The following is a 22,033-nucleotide window of genomic DNA, read 5'->3' on the forward strand; positions in this document are numbered from 1 at the left end:
TTAAAATTATCAAAAACAACAACGACATATTACTTGCTTCTGCAATTGTTGCTTTGGCAGTAATTACATTTCTTCTTAACATCTTTTTGGTTTTATCGATTTAGATTCCTTTCAAATATTAGCCAACTAAAGCCAAAAAAGAATGCCCTCTCTGAATTTCAGGAGGGCGTTCTAGGTTTTATAAATGTATGTTTGTTTTTTATTTTAAAGCTCTAGCGCTTTTTTAACATTCTCATCCATTAATAATTCTGTTGGGTTTTCAAGGGCTTCTTTTACTGCCACTAAAAATCCTACCGATTCTTTTCCGTCGATAATTCTGTGATCGTAAGACAATGCCACGTACATTATTGGCGCAATGGCAATGCCACCGTCTCTTACAATTGGGCGTTCCACAATGTTGTGCATTCCTAAAATTGCACTTTGTGGCGGGTTGATTATAGGCGTAGACAACATTGACCCAAATACACCGCCATTAGTAATGGTAAATGTACCTCCGGTCATTTCATCTACAGTAATTTCGCCTTCTCTTGCTCTTATTGCCAAACGTTTAATTTCTGCCTCGATTCCCCTAAAACTTAAATTTTCGGCATTTCTTACCACCGGCACCATTAATCCTTTTGGTCCCGATACGGCTATACTGATGTCGCAAAAATCATAGCTTACCATTTCTTTTCCGTCTATCATGGAATTTACGGCAGGATACATCTTCAATGCCCTAACAACGGCCTTTGTAAAGAAACTCATAAACCCAAGACCTACACCGTGCTTAGATTTAAAGTCTTCTTTATATTGATCCCTCAATTTAAATATCGGACTCATGTCTGCTTCGTTAAAAGTAGTAAGCATGGCAGTTTCATTTTTTACCGAAACCAAACGCTCTGCTACCTTACGGCGAAGCATGGAAAGTTTTTTACGTTCCGAACCTCGGTTCCCTGGACCCGGGGTTCCCATGGAAGGAGTGGCCTTTACGGCATCTTCTTTGGTAATACGCCCATCTTTTCCTGTGCCTTTTACCTCTTTTGGATCAATCCCCTTTTCAGCCAACATTTTTTTAGCGGCCGGGCTTGCGGTTCCGGTAGCGTATGTTTCTTTTTTCTTAGGTGCTTTCTCGGTTTTTGGTTCAGCTTTCTCTTCTTTCTTAGGGGCTTCTGTAGATTTTTCCTCTTCTTTAGGCGCTTCTTTGGTTTCACCATCGCCTCCAGCCGGTTTTTCAGCAGAAGTATCTATCAAACAAACAACTTCACCAACGGCTACTGCATCTCCTTCTTCGGCTTTAAGCGTAATTATTCCACTTGCCTCGGCCGGCAATTCTAGTGTAGCTTTATCTGAATCTACTTCGGCAATTGCCTGATCTTTTTCAACATAATCGCCATCTTCCACCAGCCATTCTGCTATTTCTACTTCTGTAATCGATTCCCCGGGAGAGGGAACTTTCATTTCTAAAACCATTGTGCTTTAATTTAGTTTTATATTTTTTGTCTTATCCTTAATTCTCAATTATAAATATAGTGCTAATTAGCGTTTCGTTCCATATTGTCTTTCGTTTTATCAAAAACATATTCAATAACCTGCTCATGCCTACGCTTAGATCTGGTAGCACTTCCGGCTGCCGGGGCAGCATAAAAACGCCTAGAGGCCACCCTAAAAGTCCTTGCTTCTTCCATATGCAACAAAAGGTGGCTCCATGCCCCCATGTTCCTAGGCTCTTCCTGAGCCCAAACCACTTCCTCGGCATTGCTGTATTTATCTATAATTTCCCGCATCCGTTTGGTTGGTATAGGGAAAAGCTGCTCCAATCTTACCAAGGCCACATCGTCTTTTCCTTTTTCTTCTTTAGCGGCAAGCAAATCGTAATAAAATTTCCCTGTACAGAATACAAGGCTTTTTATTTTTTTGGCATCGGCATCGGCATCGTCTATTACGGTCTGGAAACTGCCATTTGCAAGTTCGTCTACTGAAGAAACTACTTTGGGGTGCCTTAAAAGGCTTTTTGGAGTAAAAACAATTAGTGGCTTTCTATAGTCGGCTTTCATTTGCTTTCTGAACAAATGAAATAAGTTTGCCGGCGTGGTAACATCTGCCACAAACATGTTGTCTTTTGCACACAGCTGTAAATAGCGTTCCATTCTAGCTGAGGAATGTTCTGCACCCTGCCCTTCGTATCCGTGCGGAAGCAACATTACCAATCCGTTTTGAAGCTTCCATTTGTCTTCGGCCGCAGAAATATACTGGTCTGTCATTATTTGGGCGCCATTGCTAAAATCACCAAACTGTGCTTCCCAAATAGTTAATGTATTTGGGCTGGCCATGGCATAACCATAGTCGAAGCCAACAACACCATATTCTGATAGTAAGGAGTTATAGACATCAAAATGTGCGTTTTGATTTTCTTTCAATTCGTTCAACAGCACGATTTCTTCTTCAGATTCTTCAACCTTTATTACCGCATGGCGGTGTGAGAAAGTCCCCCTTTCTACATCTTGCCCGGACATGCGCACGGCAAATCCTTCTTCTAAAAGTGTTCCGTAGGCTAATAATTCTCCCATGGCCCAATCCAGCTTATCGGTTTCAAAGAACATTTTATTACGTTCCTTGACCAGTTTTTCGATTTTACGCATGAATTTTTTATCCTTTGGAAGATTGGTAATCGAGTCTGCTATTTGCGTTAATTTATCTTTTGGATAGGTGGTATCTACAACTTCCATCATTTTGTCTTCCTGGCATGGGTTAAACCCTTTCCATTCGTCCTTCATGAACGGCGTTATGATGGTTTTGTCTTCTTTGCGCGAGTCTTCAAGCTTTTCTTCCAAAGAAGCCTTGTAATCGTCTTCGAGTTTTTTTACATAAGATTTGTCTATGACCCCTTCGGCCATTAATTTTTCGGCATAAATATCACGTGGGTTTTTATGCTTTGCAATGGCCTTGTAGAGTTTTGGCTGGGTAAAACGGGGTTCGTCCCCTTCGTTGTGCCCATATTTTCTATATCCCAGAAGGTCGATAAAAACGTCCCTTCCAAACTTCATTCTAAAATCCAAAGCAAAAGTAGCCGCATGCACCACAGCCTCGGCATCATCAGCATTTACGTGCAATACCGGCGACAAGGTTACTTTACCAACATCGGTACAATAGGTAGAAGATCTTGCATCCAGATAATTGGTGGTAAACCCTATTTGGTTGTTTACAACAATATGTATTGTGCCTCCGGTACCGTAACCGTCCAACAGAGCCATTTGCACTACTTCGTAGGCTATTCCCTGCCCTGCAATGGCAGCATCTCCATGCACCACAATTGGCAATACTTTGGCAAAATCGTCTTTATAATGCCTGTCTTGCTTTGCCCTGGTTATTCCTTCTACAACTGCACCTACGGTTTCTAGGTGAGAAGGGTTTGGGGCAATATTCATATTAATTTTTTTGCCACCGCTGGTTTTCCGGTCGCTTGTCCAGCCTAAATGGTATTTTACATCCCCATCAAAAATTGCCTGCTCGTAATCCTTTCCGTCAAATTCGCTAAAAATATCTTTGGCCGATTTTCCAAAAATATTGGTTAGTACATTTAGCCTCCCACGGTGGGCCATTCCCATAACAAATTGCTGAACGCCCATATCGGCTGCTTTTTCAACAAGCTTGTCCAATGCTGGAATCAACGACTCGTTTCCTTCCAATGAGAAACGTTTTTGCCCTACATATTTGGTATGCAAGAAGTTTTCAAAAGAAATGGCTTCGTTAAGTTTTCTAAGAATATTTTTCTTTTCGTCTGCACTATATTGGGGATGGTTGTCGTTTACGTTTAACCAATCCTGGATCCATTGCTTACGCTCAGGATTTCTAATGTACATATATTCAATCCCAACGGCATCGCAATAAATAGCCTCCAGGTGATCTATAATCACTTGTAGCTTTGCTGGCCCTAAGCCAAGGATTTCCCCGGCATTAAAAACTGTTTGGAGATCGGCTTTTTCCAAACCGAAATTCTCTATGGCCAAGGTTGGGGAATATTTACGTCGCTCCCTAACAGGGTTTGTTTTTGTAAACAAGTGTCCCCTGCTCCTGTAACCGTCTATTAAACGGATTACCTGAAATTCCTTGTATACATCCTGAGAAACTTCTAGTTTTTCCCCGGTTGCAGGAACTTCTATACTTACCGTTCCGTTTTCGGTTATGGCAGCAGCGCCATCACCTGCCACATTTTCCATCCCGAAGTCGAACCCTTGAAAAAAAGCTCTCCAAGTTGGTTCAACACTGTCGGGGTTAATTAAATATTGATCGTATAAGTCCGCAAAAAAAGCGGTATTGGCCGCATTTAAAAAGGAATATTTATCCATGTTATCTTTTCACTGTCTCTTCTCAGACAAAATTTATACAAAAATACAATATTTGAGAAAATTGATACATCGTTTTAATATATTTATAAGATAAAAATTATTGATATGCATATTTATAACAACTCTTGTTTCAAAAAATATACTTTATTGGTTTTCGTGTTAGGAATTACGCATTCTGCATCGGCACAGCAAATGAATCAAAATTACAATCAATCAGATTTTTGGCAACGTGTACGCTTTGGTGGCGGATTAGGGATAAGTTTTGGCGACGATTTTTTTAGCGGCTCCATTTCGCCCAGTGCCATTTATCAGGTTACCCCGCAATTTGCAACCGGTATCGGACTTGATTTTACCTATACGGATGCCGAATATTACAATGCTTTTGTATATGGCGCAAGCGCCATTGCACTGTTTAACCCAATTAGGGAAATACAGCTCTCGGCCGAATTTGAACAATTACGGGTAAATAGGGATTATGACGTTATTGGGGGCGGAAGCATCACCGAAGATTATTGGTACCCTGCCTTGTTTTTGGGCGCTGGCTACAATACCGGGCCCGTAACCATGGGCGTTCGGTATGATGTACTTTATGATGACGATAAAAGTATTTATGCAAGTGCGTTTATGCCTTTTGTTATGTTTTATTTTTAAATGAAGTTGGCATCTAGCTGTATTTCTTTTTAAACCAAACCTTTTCCCATTCCCTTTTTAAAATGAGAAAGGCTACATCTTCTGATAATTTCACCACGTTGTTGCCATCCAGTGCCTTTACTTTGGTTTCGGGAACATCGATAATGTAGAGCAGGTTTAAGTAATCGGCAAATTTTTCGTTAATCAATAAAAAAACAAGCTCATGCAAATCCCTTTTTAATTTTTCGGCAGGAATGGACACCTCAAATTCATCATCGAGATTGGCAAACTTTAAATCTTTGTTTAGCTGAATAATTAAATTTTGATACAGGTTTTCTTCTGAAGCCTTTATTAATAATTCGCCACTGTTTTCAAAAGTCATCTTCATTTCTTTACCCTTGATTCGTTTTGTTTTACAAAAGACTCCCATCCCGAATAACTTTTCCCAAGTGTAACCTTACCGCTGTTGTAAAAATGGCAAACAGCCGCCGCCAGACCATCGGTTGCATCGAGGTTTTTGGGCAATTGCTTTAAGGCAAGCAAACTTTGCAGCATTTTTGCCACCTGTTCTTTACTGGCATTCCCGTTACCGGTTATGGCCATTTTTATTTTTTTCGGGGAATATTCGGTAATAGGTATTTGCCTGGACAAGCCTGCTGCCATTGCAACGCCTTGTGCCCGCCCTAATTTAAGCATGGACTGTACATTTTTGCCAAAAAAAGGAGCTTCAATGGCAATTTCATCGGGGTGATGAGCTTCTATGACCCCAATAGTGTGCTCGAATATTTTTTGAAGCTTTAAGTAATGGTCGGTATATTTTTTTAAAATCAGCTCGTCCAACTGCAACAACTGCATTTTTTGGCCGGCGCACTTTATCAATCCAAAACCCATAATCGTGGTTCCGGGGTCTATCCCTAATATAATTCTTTCTTTAGCCAAGTCTCTTTATTTGTATTGAAATTCAAAAGTATGTAATTTCCCGGCTTATTCTTCAACCTTTAAAATAATGGGAAACCGAATTTTTATGTTTACCGGGATATTTCGTTTCAATGCCGGGTATACTTTTGGCAAGGTTTCTACGCTATATGCAATTAAAGTATCTATTTCAGGGATTTCCTTGGCTACTTTTTTGTTTTTTTTAATGTTGAGTATGGTTACATTGCCCTCTTTTCCAATAAGCAGTTCAACCCGAATGGTATCGTTCAGATTTTTATGTACCACCAAGTGTTTTTGCTGAAGTGTTTTTAAAAAATGAAGCGTAAACGTTTCTTGGAAACACAATCGTTGTTGGTCTCTGGGAGCAGTTTCGTCGCATTTATCAAAAAGCGGGTACTTGTCAACATCGTTCCAGTTAATCTCTTTACGCTCTCTTTTTAAAATTTCGTCTTTGGCTTCTTTTTGCGATGTAAAAAAATCGCAAGAAACCAACATTAAGCATATAAGAAATCCCCAATACTTCTGCATGAAAATACTTTAAAATCGAAAATTACAATTTTTTAAAGTAAATAGGAATAAAATAGCTGTATTACTGTTTTTTATTTTGAAAAAGGTTAATTAAAGTAGATTACATATAATTGACATTAAAATAGAAAAAGCCGGGACACAATCCCCGGCTTTCCATATAAACTGGCATGTCAAAAAAACCCTCATTTTATACTAATTCAACTTAAAAACAATGGGATAGGCAAAACTTACCGGAACTGCTTTTCCGTTGGCGTCTTTGCCCGGAATAAATGTTGGCAGGGCTTCTATAATACGAATGGCCTCTTCCGATAATGCTTTGGTTGGCCCTCTATGATTTATTACAGTCACGGAACCATCGGTGTTTATTCTAAAGTTTATATACACGCGTCCTTGCTCTTTATTGGCTCGTGCCTCTTCAGGATACTTAAACGCAGTGCGTACGTGCTTGTCTATCTGTTGTTTAAAACAATCGAATTGTTGGTTCTCGGGTATGCCACTACAGTCTTTAAACCTAGGCTTTATGGCTATTTTGGTATATGGCACATCTCCTATTACCTCAATAATTTTATTGCTTTCTTCGCCATCATCAACAACTTCGATAACGTCCGGGGTTGTTTTAGTCAATGACAATATCCTTTCTTTCAACTCTGGAGTTAAAGCTTCTCTATTCCCTTGCAAGGAAGCTTCCAGTTCCTGCACCTGGTCTTCAATAGACATTTTTTGTTCTGCAATTGCTGGGTCTTCCCTTTCGCATGAAGTATAGAGCAACATTCCCAAAACCATTGGGAACAACAATAGATATTTGAGTTGCAGTACTTTTTTTGATTTTGATTTTTGTAACATAACGATTCGTTTTTTGATTAATGAATGATTAAAAAATTGATTGATGAAGGAGATATTTTCTGTTTGAAATGCTTCTTGCAACAACAGCTTGTAATGCTCCTTTTTATTGTTATTAACCGTCTTGGCATCGGCGATAAACTCGTGCAGCTCGGTTATTCTGTTTTGATAGACATATACCAGTGGGTTGAACCAAAAAATTATGCGCAACAACTCGAAAAACAGCAAATCCAACGAATGCCTTTCTTTTATATGGATTAACTCATGCTCAATAATATATGTATGCTCTTTTTGAAGGATGGCACTTCCTATGAAAATATTTTTAAAGAATGAAAATGCGGTATTTTCTTTTTCAACCTCAACACGTGTATAGTTTTTAAAATAGTGGATTGTTCCTTTCCTTTTTAGATGTAAAATCTGAATAAGTTTATAGGCAAACCAAATAAAGCTTAAAATACATCCTGCCAAAAACAACCATTGCCATATGCCCCAATTGGGCAAAACCGTATTTTGCATGGTTCCCTCTCCCATTTTTTGTACACTTACGGTTACTTCGGGCAATAGAAACACAAAAGTTTCGGGTGCAGTGGTTTGCAAACTTTCCAATTTTATAAAAGGCAGCCCCAAGGAAAGCAAAGGTGTAAACAGCAAGTAAAAACGGTTCCAGTTAAAAAAAGTTTCCTTCTTTAAAAAGAAATCGTATATCACTAAAAACAGCAATTGAAATGCAATAATTTGTACAATATAAAACATCATTTTTACAAAGTTTAAATTAGAGAAAGGCTTATAAAATGATTTTGTATTTTTTAGTTTTTACCACTTCCACATCTTTTTGCGGTAATTCTAAATAGCTAAATGTAACATTTTGTCCTTCAACAGCTTTTAAACTGAAATTTCCATCGTAATCGGTTACTCCAATACGTTGGTTTCCCAGTAAAATATTCACGCCGGGCAATCCTTTTCCATCTTTGTTTAACACTATTCCATTAAAGGCAATTTTAGTTTCTGTTATGGACTGCAATCTTTGCTTTAATTCGGGCGTTAACCGTTCCGGGTTTTCCTTTATTTCTTTTTCTATTTCCTCAATTTTCTGTTCCAATATAGCTTGATCCGAAATTACAACTTTACTATCCTGCTCGTTTTCGCAAGAAGTTAAAATCCCTATAAGCATTAATAAAACGCTTGCCAACATCATTTTTTTCCGTAACATAATCTTATTATTTATTGTTTTCGTTTTCCATTTCTTTTAAAATAGCTTCCATTTCTTTTAAGCTGATATCGTTTTTCTTTACAAAAAAAGACACCATGCTTTTAAAGGAGCCTTGAAAGTACCCATCGACCAATTTGTTTATTGATTGATTACTGTATTCCGATTTTTTTAAAACCGGGAAATACAAATAACCTTTTCCTTCTTGCTCATGATTTACAAAACCCTTGCTTTCCAGAATTCTAACAATGGTAGAAACTGTATTGTATGCCGGTTTTGGCTCCGGCAACTCGTTTATAATAGCTGCAACATTGGCCTTTTTTAACTGCCATAATATTTGCATAACTTCTTCTTCTGCCTTTGTGAGTTGTTTCATTTTATAACTAATATTTTAGTTGAATGCTTTTACAAATATAACTAAATATTTAGTTTAAACTAATTTTTTAGTTATAAAATGTAACAAATACTCCGTATATTCGTCTAATAAAGAAAAAGAAATGGATATTTTATTGGTCGTACTTGGTTTTGCCTGCATTATTATTGGCATTTTAGGAAGCTTTTTACCGGTGCTTCCCGGAGCTCCAATAAGCTGGATCGGACTCTTGTTACTTTACCTAACAAAAGCAGTTCCAAATAACTGGTGGCTGTTGGGCATTACACTTGTGGTTGCTATTGGGGTGGTCGTGCTGGACTATATCATCCCGATTGCAGGCACCAAACGTTACGGCGGCACAAAAGCAGGAATGATAGGCACAACGGTTGGGTTAATAGTTTCTATTGTATTTCCCGTGCTGGGCTTGTTCGGGATTGTTATTTGGCCTTTTGTGGGCGCTTTTGTGGGCGAGCTTATTAACAAAGCCGATAACAAAACAGCATTGAAGGCCGCTTATGGTTCTTTTTTGGGCTTTTTAACCGGTACTTTTTTAAAATTTGTAGTAGCTATCGTTTTTTTGGGAATTTACATCGTTAAAGTCTGGAAACACAAAGAAGTATTGTTCAATTTTTCATAAAACCCGTTTTTGCCGTACTCATTTAAGCTTTTCCGAAAGCCTCGAAAAAACGATTCCAATTAGTGTAAAAACATGTATTTTTATGGCATGCTTAAAACTATTTTGCTCACATTGTTTTCCGTTGGCCTTATTATTGCACAAGAAAAGAAAAACGACACCTTATCTGAAGTTGTTTTGGAATCGAAACTCCTTCAAAATCCACCGACCATAACCCCTGTAGATATTGTTGGAACTTCGACAATTAAAAAGTACGCCCCGATCGATATTGTTTCTGCAATAAACGAAACGCCAAGTGTGTATATTTTTTCGGGAGGCCTAAACACCAACAGGCTTACCATTCGCGGGATGGGCGCAAGAACCCCGTATGGTACCAATAAAATTCAAGCCTATTTTAACGGCATTCCTATTACGAGCGGTGTAGGCGAGTCTACTTTTAATATTTACGACCCGGAAAGCCTTCAGCAAATAGAAATTATAAAAGGCCCTAAAGCCAGTATATATGGGGCCAATTTGGGCGGTGCCATGCTTTTACAAACCAAATTGCCGGAAAAAAACACTTCCCTGGCAAACGAAGTTTTAGCTTTTGGCTCTTACGGGATGTTTAAAAACAGTTTTCAGGCAGCCTATCGAAATGAAGCCTTTTACATTAACTTACTTTCAGACCATTTGCAAACCGATGGATACCGGGAGAACAGTAGTTATAAAAGAAATGCCATTTTACTGGATATGGGATATGATTTTGACGACAAAAACTCCATACAATTCCTCTTTAACCAAATAGATTACAATGCACATATTGCAAGCTCCATAGGTGAAACCGATTTTAACGAAAACCCAAAAAAGGCAGCAACAAACTGGAACGATGCACAAGGCTACGAAGACAATAAAGGAACAACAACGGGAATAACATACAAGCATACTTTTTCTTCCAACCTAAACAATACAACTACCATTTTTTATTCGTATTTAGACCATTACGAGCCCCGTCCGTTTAATATTTTAGATGAATTCACCAACAGTTATGGTTTTAGATCTTCTTTCAACGGAAGCATTCCCCTCCCCCTAAAAAACAAATTTACATTAGGAGCCGAGCGGTACTCGGATACCTATAACTGGAAAACATGGGAAAACCTATACCAAACAAACAATGGGCAAGGAAGCCTGCAAGGGGACTTGCTGAGCGACAATAAAGAATACCGTAACAGGTTTAACAGCTTTGGCACGTGGAGCCTCTATTTTAACAAGCTTGTGGTGGCCTTAGGGTTAAATTTCAACAATTCGTCTTATAATTATAGGGACCATTATAATACCGGAGAAAACAATAAAAGTGCAAATCGGGATTTTGATGCTATTTGGGCGCCAAGTTTTAGTATAAAATATTTGTTTACGCCCGCAAATATTGTGTTTGGAAATATTAGTTACGGATATTCTTATCCCAATCTGGAAGAAACTCTAACTCCCGAAGGTATTATAAACCCCGATATCGGCCCAGAAACCGGAACAAATTACGAGATAGGTACCGAAAATTATTTTTTTAACAGAAAGCTTAAGGCCGCGGCCACCTTTTATTACATGGATGTTGAAAACCTCTTGGTAGCCGACCGCGTAGGCGAAGATCAATACATTGGAAGAAATGCCGGGGTTACTTCCCATAAAGGATTTGAAGTAAGTATAAATTACTTGTTCAATTTATTCCCAGATGCTACGTTACAACCGTATTTAAATGCCACATTTAACCATCACACATTTGAAGACTTTGTGGAAGAAAACAACGATTATTCCGGAAACGACCTTACGGGTGTTCCCAAAAAACTTATCAACGGGGGAGTTCAGTTTAAACACGATAACGGAATTTATTTTACGGCCACATATCAGCACGTTGGGAGTTTGCCTATGAACGACGCCAATTCGTTGTATACTGATGCTTATAATTTAATCAACATTAAAGGGGGCTACCAAAAGCAAATTACCAATAATTTTAAGCTGGAATTACTTGCCGGCATCAATAATTTGTTTGATGAAAAGTATGCCGCTTCCATTTTAATAAATGCCGTTGGTTTTGGGGATTCGGAACCGCGTTATTATTATCCCGGATTGCCTGTTAATTATTACGGTGGCCTTAAATTGAAATATCTTTTATAAAAAAATCCCAAAGACTTTAAAAAGGCCTTTGGGATTTAAAATATTCTGGGTCGAAAGGTTATTTGGTCTTCATCAACCAATACCTTACATCAACTTCTTTTTTAACTATTTCCTGAAGTTCTTCAATTTTAACACGTTTTTGTTCCATTGTGTCGCGGTGTCTTATTGTTACCGTATTATCTTCAAGCGTGTCGTGGTCTACCGTTACACAAAAAGGAGTTCCTGCGGCATCTTGTCTACGGTAACGCCTTCCAACAGCATCTTTTTCATCATAGGCAACGTTAAAGTCCCATTTAAGGTCTTCAAAAATCTTTTTGGCCACTTCGGGCAAACCGTCTTTTTTAACCAATGGAAGTATGGCCACTTTGGTAGGCGCCAGCACAGCCGGTAATTTAAGCACCGTTCTGGTAGAGCCATTTTCCAATTCTTCTTCTTGAAGTGAATTTGAAAATACTGCCAAGAACATCCTGTCCAGGCCAATTGAAGTTTCGAGCACATAAGGAACATAACTCTTGTTTTCTTCCGGATCGAAATACTGTAATTTTTTATTGCTGAACTGTTCGTGTTGCGACAAATCGAAATCGGTTCGGGAGTGAATTCCTTCCAGTTCCTTAAACCCAAAAGGAAATTTAAACTCGATATCAGAAGCAGCATCGGCATAATGTGCCAGTTTTTCATGATCGTGGAAACGGTAATTATCTTCGCCCATGCCTAAAGACAGGTGCCACTTTAAGCGTGTTTCTTTCCAGTAATCGTACCATTCTATTTGTGTTCCCGGCTTGATAAAGAATTGCATTTCCATTTGCTCAAACTCACGCATACGGAAAATAAACTGGCGGGCCACGATTTCGTTACGAAAGGCTTTCCCGGTTTGCGCAATCCCGAAAGGAATTTTTAAACGTCCTGTTTTTTGCACGTTCAAAAAGTTTACAAAAATCCCTTGCGCTGTTTCGGGCCTTAAATACAGGTCCATTGCAGAGTCTGCTGAAGCTCCCAGCTTGGTGCCAAACATTAGGTTGAACTGCTTTACGTCTGTCCAGTTCTTGCTTCCCGTTTCGGGATCGACTATTTCCAGTTCTTCAATAAGGGCCTTCACATCGGCCAGGTCCTCTTTTTCAAGCGATTGTCCTAAACGCTTTAAAATGGCCTGCGCTTGCTCGTTATATTTTACAACCCTTGGGTTGGTGTTAACAAATTGTTCTTTATCAAAGGCATCGCCAAACCGTTTTTGGGCCTTGGCTATTTCTTTATTAATCTTAGCTTCAATTTTGGCTACATGGTCTTCAACCAAAACATCGGCACGGTATCTTTTTTTAGAGTCCTTATTATCGATCAACGGGTCGTTAAACGCATCTACGTGGCCAGAGGCCTTCCAGGTTGTAGGATGCATAAAAATAGAGGCGTCTATCCCTACAATATTATCGTGCATTTGCACCATGGCCTTCCACCAGTATTCGCGGATATTTTTTTTAAGTTCAACACCATTTTGTGCATAATCGTATACTGCACTTAACCCGTCATAAATTTCACTTGAAGGAAAAATATATCCATACTCTTTAGCATGGGATATTACTTTCTTGAATTGATCGTCTTGATTTGCCATGTCGCAAAAATATACTTTTTAAAAGAATTTAAGATTTTATTTCAGCTTAAAAACAGTAGTGGCCAGCAAATTTTCTTTATAAAATATGTTCACTCTGTAATCGCCTTCCATATCGAGGTCTTTTACAATAATATAATCACAGATCCCCATGGGTTTGTTTTCATAATCGATTACAATTTTTTTACTGTAAACCAACTTTTTGGCATTGAAGTTAATTGCCTTTTTAGTTCCCAGAATGTTGTGCCTGGGGTCTATAAACTGCACGTAAAATTCCCTCTCGCCCGGTTGTAGCAAGGTTCCTGGAGCTATGTTGAAACATACCCTTAAACGGTCGGCTTTGGTATAGCGGTTGGTCTCTATCACCTTGCCGTTGTTCCTTATTTTGTATGCCATCCCGACCAATGCAGATACTTTTAAAGCAGGATTTTTATCTATTTGCTTGGAAAGCTCAATGTTTTCGTTGATTAACGAATCGTTGAACTGGGTAAGGTTTTCGTTGGCACTTTTCAAGGCATTGGAATAACGCTCCAGCTCGGTATACCTCAACCGGGTGCTGTCTATTTCTTTAGACAACAAGAAATTTTGTTTTTTAATAGAGTCTGTTACTTTGTGCAGGTATTTGTTCTCTTTCCGTATTTCTGCAAGCTCGCGCCTGTAATGCCCCAATATTTGGTAATCTACTTCAAGAAACTGTATGGAATCCATAAGACTGGCAATGCGTTTTCTGCTATAGTCGATCTCTTTTATATGAGATTCGTTTTCTTTGGCAAGCTCGTTAAGTTCGTTTTGTATGCTTTCCAGGTCTTCAACAATCATTCCTTTGGCATTTTCCAAAAAGGAAACCTTCTCCTCGCTTTCTACATAGTTAAAATAAGAAAAGCCCGTGAGCGCGGCAATGCACAAAAGCAAAACCCCTAATATTATTTTTTGACCAAGTTGCCTTTTTTGAGCACTCATTTAAATTAGTTAGATTTGAATATAACTTAAAGTATCATAATTGATTAAGGCCGTAAAGATAATAAATGATCTGCAAAATTTGTTTTTTCCCCTACTTGTTTGGGCTGTATTAATTTGATTACCCCAAATAAAAAAATTCTTTGTGTACATTGCCGACATCAATTACCACTTACCCAATTTATTAACGAAAACGACAACCCTACCGAAAAAATTTTGTTTGGAAGGGCAAAAATTATAAACGACACTTCATTTCTACGATATTACAAAAAAGGAATCGTTCAGCAGCTTGTTCATCAATTAAAATATAAAAACCGGTAGGAAATCGTGTCGTTCTTCGGGAAATGGATGGGACAAGAGCTAAAAAGTTCGGCCAGGTTCAACAACATCGACATGGTAGTTCCGGTACCGCTACACCCAAAAAAACATAGGCAAAGGGGCTACAACCAAGTAACCGAATTTGGCAGGGAAATTGCCAAACACATAAATGCACAATACTCGGAAACTATTTTAGTAAACACAAAATATACTGGCACCCAAACCCGGAAAAACCGTATTTCCAGAAACGATTTTCAAGACAACAATTTTAAAACAAACCCATAAATAGCTATACAGAACATGCATATCCTAAATTGACAGCCGATGTTATTCCATTAATGAATATGGAATGATGCATAAATACATCCCCTAAAGAACAACAATTAAAAATAAGTATCAACACCATTGCAATTACAGCTTAATTTCAACGTTACTAAAATTAATCGTTAATTTGCAGCTTTAATCAGGTTTCATGAAAGCTAAGAATCTTTTAATTTTAAGTCTGTTTTTCGTTTTACTAACAAGCCTAGCCAGCTGTGCACGAAGAGGTACTCCAGAAGGCGGGCCAAAAGACATAACCCCTCCATCCATAACTTCCTCGGTTCCCGATAACAATACCATAAATTTTAATGCCGAGAAAATCCGGATTAATTTTGATGAATACATCAAATTAAAAGACTTACAGAAACAACTTATCGTTTCCCCTCCTTTGGAATACCAACCGTATATTTATCCGCAATCGGGCGCCAGCAAATACTTGGAAATTGAAATTGTTGATACCTTAAAGGAAAATACCACCTATGTTTTTAATTTTGGTCAAAGTGTGGTAGATAATAACGAGGCCAATCCCTACTCTTTTTTTAAATATGTTTTTTCTACCGGGGATTATATTGATTCCCTGGAACTGGAAGGCTTTGTTTTTGATGCCTTACAAAAAAAACCCGAAAACTTTATTTCGGTTATGTTGTATGAAGTAGATACCGCTTACACCGATTCTGTTATCTACCAAAAACCACCAACATATATTACTAACACCTTGGATAGCTCTACAAATTTTAGATTGACAAATTTAAAAGAAGGAACCTACAAATTGGTAGCCATGAAAGATGAAGCCGGCAATTATAAATTCGACCCGAAAACGGATAAAATAGGGTATATCGACCATTTCATAAAAATTCCATCCGATTCCATATATGGTTTGAACCTCTTTAAGGAAATTCCCGCATACAAAGCAGGAAGGCCATCGCTTATTGCCAAAAACAAAATATTTTTTGGGTATGAAGGAGATCCTGAAGGAATGGAAATTAAATTGCTTACCGAAAAACCTGCCGATTACGATTATAGAATTTTCCCCGATATGGAAACCGATACGCTTAATTATTTCTTTACCCCGTTTGAAGCAGATTCTTTGGTTTTTGAAGTACGAAAACAAGAAGTTATAGATACTTTTACCGTACGCGTTAAAGAACTCTATCCAGATACCTTGGTTGTTGCCCAGCTTAATAAAAGCTTCGAACTGAACGATTCCCTAAAGCTCCATACAAGCACCCCGATGGAAAACCTTAATAATGAAAAGATTTCTGTCATGGACAAAGATTCTACTGCTTTAGAATTTGACACAAATCTCGACCGAAAGAAAAATATTTTAAATATTCACTGGGAAACCCAGCCCGACCAAAAATATCGGGTTACCATGCTTCCCGGTGCCATTACCGATTTTTATGGAGAAGAAAGCGATACACTTACATACGGTGTTTCTACCAAAAGCCTAGCCGACCTTGGAAGTATAAGGATAACGCTTAACAACGTAGAAAAATACCCGGTTATCCTGCAACTTACCGACAACAAGGGAGAAGTACTATACGAACAATTTATTAAAGAGTCCAAATACGGGTATGAGTTTAGAAACATAAACCCGGCCACGTATTTAATCCGTGTTATTCATGATGATAATGGCAATGGCAAATGGGACACCGGTAATTATTTGAAAAAAATACAACCGGAACGCATTAGCTATTATCCAGACCCGGTTGAATTGAGGGCCAATTGGGAAATTGAACAAACCTTTAATTTACAGTAAAACTATCCCTATCGGCAAGAAATTTTAATTTTTCACGGGTTTCAATAATTTCTGCTTTGTTTAATGTTGCATAAAGCGTGGCTTCGTCTTCGCTGTAAACCAATGTTTTTCCCAACGGGTCGTAAATTGCCGAGTGCCCCGAATATTCATAGCCATTTCCGTCTTTGCCTATTCGGTTTACACCTATGCAATAACTCATGTTTTCAATGGCCCGTGCCTGTAGTAAAATATCCCAGGTGTTAATTCTTTTTTTGGGCCAATTGGCCACATATAATAAAACATCGTAGTTTTCTGTATTTCGGGCCCACACCGGAAAACGTAAATCATAGCATACTAATGGGCAAATTTTCCAGCCTTTATATTCAATAATTATTTTTTGTGTTCCTGCCGCATATACTTTATGTTCTCCAGCCAAAGTAAAGGTATGTCTTTTATCATAGGTTATTACCGATGCATCTGGCTTTACAAAAACAAGCCGGTTATAAAATTTTCCTTTCTCTTTTATCACTAAACTTCCGGTAATGGCCGTGTTTTTTTTTATTGCCAGTTTTTTCATCCTGGCCAATGTTTTTCCATCCATGGTTTCGAATACCTTTTGGGCGTTCATTGTAAATCCCGAATTAAACATTTCGGGCAAGACCACCACATCGGTCCCGGCATTTACTTCCATAATTTTTTCTTCAAGAAGCAACCTGTTTTCTTGTGGGTTTTCCCATGCCAACGAAGCTTGTATCAAAGCTATTTTTAATGCTGATGCCATATTCTAAAGGTAAGGGAAATTATAAAAATTACAAGTTTGCTTTATGGGTTTAACTCATAAATGGCCTAACGTTTTCCCGGACTAAAATCTTGAGGCCCTATTTGTGGTCTGTTTATGGGTCCGGAAGCCCCTGTATCGTTAAAGATTTCCCATTCAGAAAAAATATATGTTGCATTGTTTTTACAACTTCAGACCTGCGCACAGCACGCCTGTTTTCACCGGGTACACCAAAAACATCTACAACCTTACCATTTCCGTCAACCAATTCGATATTATCATGGTCGTTTGAGTCAGCTGCACCTCCCGTGCCCCCTTCAAGATCTGGAGCAAATCCATACATGTTGGTAAAATTCTCGGCAATTACCGAAATTATAAAAATACCATTGGGAGCAATGCTAAGCCCAAAAAGGTCCACCAGGCTCCTTTCTCTATATTCCATATTGGCATTTGTGTATCGGCGTAATTTCCAGTTATTCAACAATACTTCTTTTTCACTTAAATTGTATTATTCTATAAACCTCACATTTGCCTCAGAAGTATTATTATCGGGGTCGGCTATTTCAGAAATAAAAACATGTTCGCTCGTATATTTTAAAGAGCAATCTTCGTAAGGCCTATTAAAATCGAAATCGTTTACATTCCTTCTAAAAGACATTTGGCGTTGGTATTCCTGTTAATTTTTCTTTTTCATAGGACATGCTTTCTTCCTGGAACCGGGCATTAATGGACCATTATCTTCTTCGCATTATTCTCAAGATCAATAATACACTGGGATCCCCCAAATGGACATGGGGTAGATGTGGTCATATCACATATAAGAAGCAGCTTTATTTCCAGCCATGTTCAATACGGGAAATTATTGATTTACGACGAAGATGGGTTTGACGACTAAACAAGGGAACAATTGGTTGCAAACAGCTATAATGACAGTGAACGCTTTTGTTTTATTGTTGACTATTGACCCCATCCATAAGTAGGGGCAAAACCCGGAACAAACCGCTTAGGAAAGCCGCAGCAAGGTTATAAATAAGAAAATAATGATCTGTTATAAAAAGGCATCCCGATATAAAAATTATTAGGTATGAGCGATTTCAATGACAACCCCACCGATAATTTCTTTAAAAAATACTCCGTACCAAAGGAGAAAGAGAAAATCTGGACATGGTAAATTTATACAATCCTATGGAAAAACCCTTTAAAATGGGATTTGGTAGCTTGACCTATCGAAATCGATGGAGTTTGTTCGACCAGTTTTACATGACAAGTAACCTTGTAAGAAACAACAAAAAATACCGGTTTTGGAAAACCGGTATTTATAATGATGAATACTTAAAAACCTAAACCGGAAAAATACAAAGGGGTATGCAGACCATTTTCCGTTATATCTGTACTTGGTCAAGGAAGTTTATTAATTCTCAACTCCTATGCATGTCTGTATTTAATCAAACCAAAGCATATAAGGAATCCTTAGAAGGATAAGAAAAAGCCCAATTCCGTAGAAAAGTGCTATTTTACCGAATTTTCTTTTGGAAGTAGTTTCTTTTTTGTGCTTGCTCCAGCCAATGGTAATCAAAGCAATGGCAATAATATTGATAAAAGGGTGCTCGACCAGGACCAGCCTAAGGATACTATCGCTCATAACACCTCCGGTTTGCCATGAAGAAAAGCGCGGAGTTGTAAAATAAAGTATTAGCCCCAGAACCAGTTGTATATGGGTAAAAATAAGTGCAAACAAGCTAATTCGGAAGTCTTTTGCCAAACTAAAATCTTTATTTTTAAAATAACCGATCATGGCATTGAGCACAGCTATTACCAATACCAATAGTGTAAGGTAGGCCCAATAAGAATGTAAAACGTTAACTGTAGAGTACATGTAAATTATTGTTTTGTTAGTTTACCAAAAGTAAGGAAATAGTTGCACTTATACTTTTAAATGGCACATAAAAAACCCCGACACTGCTATTGCATGACGGGGTTTATATTTATTGTTTATAGGGTTTAGAAGTTGTATCTAACCGCTAAGTTCCATGTTAACCCATTTCCGTAAAAATATCCATAATTATCTTTTTGACTAATGTATTCTTTATCAAAAAGATTATAAATATTACCACGGATACTCATGTTATTGTTTCCAAAATTTAATTTGTATGTAGCTCCTAAATCAAACAAAGAATAGTTGTCTAATTTTTCAGGCTGGTATGTTTCACCAATTATGGAACTTGCAGCAACATCTTCTACATCCACAAAACCATAAAGGTTTGCATAATAATTCCAATCTGCATAGACTGTTAGTTTATCCATAATAACATCATATGATGAGCCAAGTCCAAAAGTAGTTTGTGGAGCTTGACCAACTTTTGTTCCGGTTAAATCAACATCAAAACTATCTACAAAAGAATTATCGTCGCTATTAATGATATTTACTGGAGAGGATCCGTCGTATTTCCAATCTCCAATGGTAAAGTAACCCCTTAACATGAAACCTAAAGTAGGACGCCATTTACCATCTAATTCAATTCCTTTATGTAATTGACCTATGTTAGTAAATCTAAATAAAGCATTTTCAACATCTTCATAATTCCCTGTAAACGATTGATATCTATTATCCCATCTAGTAATATATCCGTTTAAGCTACCAACAAAATCTCCAAGTTGCACTCTATATCCCGCCTCAAAACCTAAAATCTCTTCATTATCAACTTTAGGGTCTGCCAATAAGGTGTTATCATCATAAGATGGGAAAATATTGTCTAAGAAAGGTTGTCTAGAGTAATTACCAGAGTTAAAATAAACTGTGTGCCCCTCGATAAAAGTCCATGAAGCACCTCCTTTAATATTATAACCTGTTCGTTTAACTGTTTCCGATTCTTTAGGATTATCAAAATCAAAATTTCCTCTATCTTCTCTTTTATATGATTGATTAGAAAGAGCACCTTGAATATATGCGCTAAAAACATCATTAGCATATTCGGCTTGACCAAAAGCTCCTTGATAATTAATATTCTCAGAATAATCATAGTCGATTCTTTGATCAGTATCTGCATAATTAAATAGAGCGGCCCATGGATCAGGATTGTATGTCTCTGTCACGACATAGTCATCAGGACGTCCACCAATTGGTTCAATTCTTCCATTCAACCCTAAAAGGTCTGTTAGTTGACGGAAGTGATCTCCTTTATAAAAACGGAAATCTGCACCAATATTGAAAGTAAAGTTTTTAAGTGTATCGTATTCATAATTAATAACAGATCCATACCAAGCATGATTATTCACCGATGCTCTTAAAACTGTTCCATTATATCCATCACTTAATCCATTTGGAATCCCCGCATTATATGTACGAATAATATAGTCCCAATCAATTTGTCCATTATTATACAAATAGGCTCCATCGGTTCTATCATCTCCATTATCTACATAAGAAACCCCGTTTCCATAATCGCCCGTTCCGCCGCCACGACCAAATGAAGCGTAAACCACTGTTGATAAGTTTGATTTTTCAGAAATATCCCAATCCCAGTTTAAATTAATTACTGGTTTATGATAATAGTTTCTCCTTAAAGAGAGGTATTCATAATCTCCTGAGTTATTTCTGTAGAAACCATAATTATTATTATACTTTATACCGTATTGATCGTATAGCTCTTGATCTTTAGAAAAATTTTGATCATGCCATTGTGGGGCTCCTGTTATTAAGAAATTAAAATTATGGTCGCCAGCTTTTTTTCCTACAGAAAAGAAATAGTTTTGTCCCTCTCCTTTTGTTCCATATGCATACTTACTATGCGCCTTCCAATAATCTAATAAAAAGGAGAATCCCCATCCATTATCACTCATTCCAGTATTATATGCAGCAGTTGTCTTAAAGTAACTATCATTACCAACTATAAATCTAGCAAAACCACCTTCTTTCATGTCAGTAGTTTTTGTTACAATATTAACTGTACCACCAACTGAAGAAATTGCCAATTTAGAAGACCCCAACCCTCTTTGGATTTGAATACCATTAGCAATATCAGACATTCCAGACCAGTTAGACCAATACATATTTCCGTCTTCCATTCCATTAATTGGCTGTCCATTCAATAAGAAAGCGGTATTTGTTTGATCAAAGCCTCTAACAAACATTTGAGAATCACCAAAACCACCCGATTGATTTGATACATATACAGATGGTGTGTTTTTTAAAATTTCGGGAAATTCCACATTTCCTACCGCCTTTGTTTGAATTTCTTGAACACTAACCGTAGAAACAGCTATTGGAGTCTGTCTATCATTGGCCAAATCAATCACTCCTGAACCTACTACAACAACCCCTTCCAATTCTTCAGCATCAGGCTGTAAGGATATCTCTCCTATATTAGCCGATCCGTTGGTCAAGGTATAACTAACGCTTTGTGCTATAAACCCGATGTATGAAACCGTTACAGTTCCTGAGTTTTGAGACACATTTAAAGTAAAGTTACCATCAAAATCGGTTGAAGTCCCTGTTGAAGAGCCTTTAACCATTACGTTTGCCCCGGGCAATGGCTCCCCTAGGCTGCCATCTACTACAGTTCCCGTGATTGTTCCTTGCGAGAAGGCCGTAGTAGTAATTAATGCAATTACTGCTGTTAAAATCCAATTGTAAATTGTCTTCATTTGTTGTTTGATTTAATTTAACGTTGCAAAAATCTTATATAAAATAGATTCCCACATTA

Annotated in this window: 21 protein-coding genes; 6 read left to right on the forward strand and 15 right to left on the reverse strand. The window is 37.8% G+C overall.

The genetic code is table 11. The features are described 5' to 3' along the window. Positions 1-204: 204 nt before the first annotated feature. Positions 205-1,449, reverse strand: coding sequence for a 2-oxoglutarate dehydrogenase complex dihydrolipoyllysine-residue succinyltransferase (gene odhB, locus PSF86_RS11990; protein WP_277900321.1), 1,245 nt, complete (start codon positions 1,447-1,449; stop codon positions 205-207). A 62-nt stretch (positions 1,450-1,511) separates the two neighbouring features. Next, complete coding sequence (locus PSF86_RS11995; RefSeq protein WP_277900322.1) at positions 1,512-4,325, reverse strand: 2-oxoglutarate dehydrogenase E1 component; 2,814 nt, start codon at positions 4,323-4,325, stop codon at positions 1,512-1,514. A gap of 156 nt (positions 4,326-4,481) precedes the next feature. Between PSF86_RS11995 and PSF86_RS12000 the strand changes: the two genes are divergently transcribed. Next, entirely contained in the window at positions 4,482-4,976 is a 495-nt protein-coding gene (locus PSF86_RS12000) for an alpha-ketoglutarate decarboxylase (protein WP_277900572.1), read from the forward strand. Positions 4,977-4,989: 13 nt separating this feature from the next. Here the strand turns inward: PSF86_RS12000 and PSF86_RS12005 are convergent, their stop codons facing one another. From PSF86_RS12005 to PSF86_RS12030, 6 genes are all read right to left on the reverse strand, one after another. Continuing rightward, positions 4,990-5,343 (reverse strand): hypothetical protein, encoded by a 354-nt coding sequence (locus tag PSF86_RS12005; protein WP_277900323.1) that lies wholly within the window; start codon positions 5,341-5,343, stop codon positions 4,990-4,992. After that, positions 5,340-5,894 (reverse strand): crossover junction endodeoxyribonuclease RuvC, encoded by a 555-nt coding sequence (gene ruvC / locus PSF86_RS12010; RefSeq protein ID WP_277900324.1) that lies wholly within the window; start codon positions 5,892-5,894, stop codon positions 5,340-5,342. The genes PSF86_RS12005 and ruvC overlap by 4 nt, the downstream gene beginning before the upstream one ends. Positions 5,895-5,939: 45 nt before the next feature. Then, positions 5,940-6,419 (reverse strand): energy transducer TonB, encoded by a 480-nt coding sequence (locus PSF86_RS12015; protein WP_277900325.1) that lies wholly within the window; start codon positions 6,417-6,419, stop codon positions 5,940-5,942. 192 nt (positions 6,420-6,611) lie between these two features. After that, the gene (locus PSF86_RS12020; RefSeq protein WP_277900326.1) at positions 6,612-8,015 is read right to left on the reverse strand and encodes a M56 family metallopeptidase; all 1,404 of its coding nucleotides are present in this window, start codon (positions 8,013-8,015) and stop codon (positions 6,612-6,614) included. A 28-nt stretch (positions 8,016-8,043) separates the two neighbouring features. Beyond that, entirely contained in the window at positions 8,044-8,469 is a 426-nt protein-coding gene (locus PSF86_RS12025) for a hypothetical protein (RefSeq protein ID WP_277900327.1), read from the reverse strand. 7 nt (positions 8,470-8,476) lie between these two features. After that, a complete protein-coding gene (locus PSF86_RS12030; RefSeq protein WP_277900328.1) occupies positions 8,477-8,842 on the reverse strand; it encodes a BlaI/MecI/CopY family transcriptional regulator in 366 nt (121 codons plus the stop codon). A 121-nt stretch (positions 8,843-8,963) separates the two neighbouring features. Here PSF86_RS12030 and PSF86_RS12035 point away from each other — a divergent pair, with 121 nt between their 5' ends. Together PSF86_RS12035 and PSF86_RS12040 are read left to right on the forward strand one after the other, a co-directional pair. Beyond that, entirely contained in the window at positions 8,964-9,476 is a 513-nt protein-coding gene (locus PSF86_RS12035; protein ID WP_277900329.1) for a DUF456 domain-containing protein, read from the forward strand. Between the two features lie 87 nt (positions 9,477-9,563). Next, entirely contained in the window at positions 9,564-11,618 is a 2,055-nt protein-coding gene (locus PSF86_RS12040; protein WP_277900330.1) for a TonB-dependent receptor family protein, read from the forward strand. A gap of 58 nt (positions 11,619-11,676) precedes the next feature. Here PSF86_RS12040 and PSF86_RS12045 read toward each other — a convergent pair whose 3' ends face one another. Both PSF86_RS12045 and PSF86_RS12050 read right to left on the reverse strand, forming a co-directional pair. Next, positions 11,677-13,221, reverse strand: coding sequence for a glycine--tRNA ligase (locus tag PSF86_RS12045; RefSeq protein WP_277900331.1), 1,545 nt, complete (start codon positions 13,219-13,221; stop codon positions 11,677-11,679). A gap of 36 nt (positions 13,222-13,257) precedes the next feature. After that, the gene (locus tag PSF86_RS12050; protein WP_277900332.1) at positions 13,258-14,178 is read right to left on the reverse strand and encodes a DUF8428 domain-containing protein; all 921 of its coding nucleotides are present in this window, start codon (positions 14,176-14,178) and stop codon (positions 13,258-13,260) included. Between the two features lie 345 nt (positions 14,179-14,523). Here PSF86_RS12050 and PSF86_RS12055 point away from each other — a divergent pair, with 345 nt between their 5' ends. Both PSF86_RS12055 and PSF86_RS12060 read left to right on the forward strand, forming a co-directional pair. Further along, entirely contained in the window at positions 14,524-14,778 is a 255-nt protein-coding gene (locus PSF86_RS12055; protein WP_277900333.1) for a ComF family protein, read from the forward strand. A 187-nt stretch (positions 14,779-14,965) separates the two neighbouring features. Then, positions 14,966-16,573, forward strand: a complete 1,608-nt coding sequence (locus PSF86_RS12060) for an Ig-like domain-containing protein (RefSeq protein ID WP_277900334.1) — start codon at positions 14,966-14,968, stop codon at positions 16,571-16,573. Here PSF86_RS12060 and PSF86_RS12065 read toward each other — a convergent pair. The 3 genes from PSF86_RS12065 to PSF86_RS12075 form a co-directional block, all read right to left on the reverse strand. Continuing rightward, positions 16,560-17,333 (reverse strand): amidohydrolase, encoded by a 774-nt coding sequence (locus PSF86_RS12065; RefSeq protein ID WP_277900335.1) that lies wholly within the window; start codon positions 17,331-17,333, stop codon positions 16,560-16,562. The genes PSF86_RS12060 and PSF86_RS12065 overlap by 14 nt on opposite strands. 112 nt (positions 17,334-17,445) lie before the next feature. Continuing rightward, positions 17,446-17,772: a hypothetical protein gene (locus PSF86_RS12070; RefSeq protein WP_277900336.1), complete on the reverse strand. Its 327-nt coding sequence runs from the start codon at positions 17,770-17,772 to the stop codon at positions 17,446-17,448. Positions 17,773-17,838: 66 nt separating this feature from the next. Further along, the gene (locus PSF86_RS12075; RefSeq protein WP_277900337.1) at positions 17,839-17,988 is read right to left on the reverse strand and encodes a hypothetical protein; all 150 of its coding nucleotides are present in this window, start codon (positions 17,986-17,988) and stop codon (positions 17,839-17,841) included. A gap of 506 nt (positions 17,989-18,494) precedes the next feature. Here PSF86_RS12075 and PSF86_RS12080 point away from each other — a divergent pair. After that, positions 18,495-18,674 (forward strand): endonuclease/exonuclease/phosphatase family protein, encoded by a 180-nt coding sequence (locus tag PSF86_RS12080; protein ID WP_277900338.1) that lies wholly within the window; start codon positions 18,495-18,497, stop codon positions 18,672-18,674. Positions 18,675-18,771: 97 nt separating this feature from the next. Here PSF86_RS12080 and PSF86_RS12085 read toward each other — a convergent pair whose 3' ends face one another. Together PSF86_RS12085 and PSF86_RS12090 are read right to left on the reverse strand one after the other, a co-directional pair. Next, the gene (locus PSF86_RS12085; RefSeq protein ID WP_277900339.1) at positions 18,772-19,206 is read right to left on the reverse strand and encodes a hypothetical protein; all 435 of its coding nucleotides are present in this window, start codon (positions 19,204-19,206) and stop codon (positions 18,772-18,774) included. A 125-nt stretch (positions 19,207-19,331) separates the two neighbouring features. Then, positions 19,332-21,974, reverse strand: coding sequence for a TonB-dependent receptor (locus tag PSF86_RS12090; RefSeq protein WP_277900340.1), 2,643 nt, complete (start codon positions 21,972-21,974; stop codon positions 19,332-19,334). Between the last annotated feature and the right edge of the window lie 59 nt (positions 21,975-22,033).

Origin of the sequence: Galbibacter pacificus, from assembly GCF_029603165.1 — a bacterium.
GTDB lineage: Bacteria > Bacteroidota > Bacteroidia > Flavobacteriales > Flavobacteriaceae > Galbibacter > Galbibacter pacificus.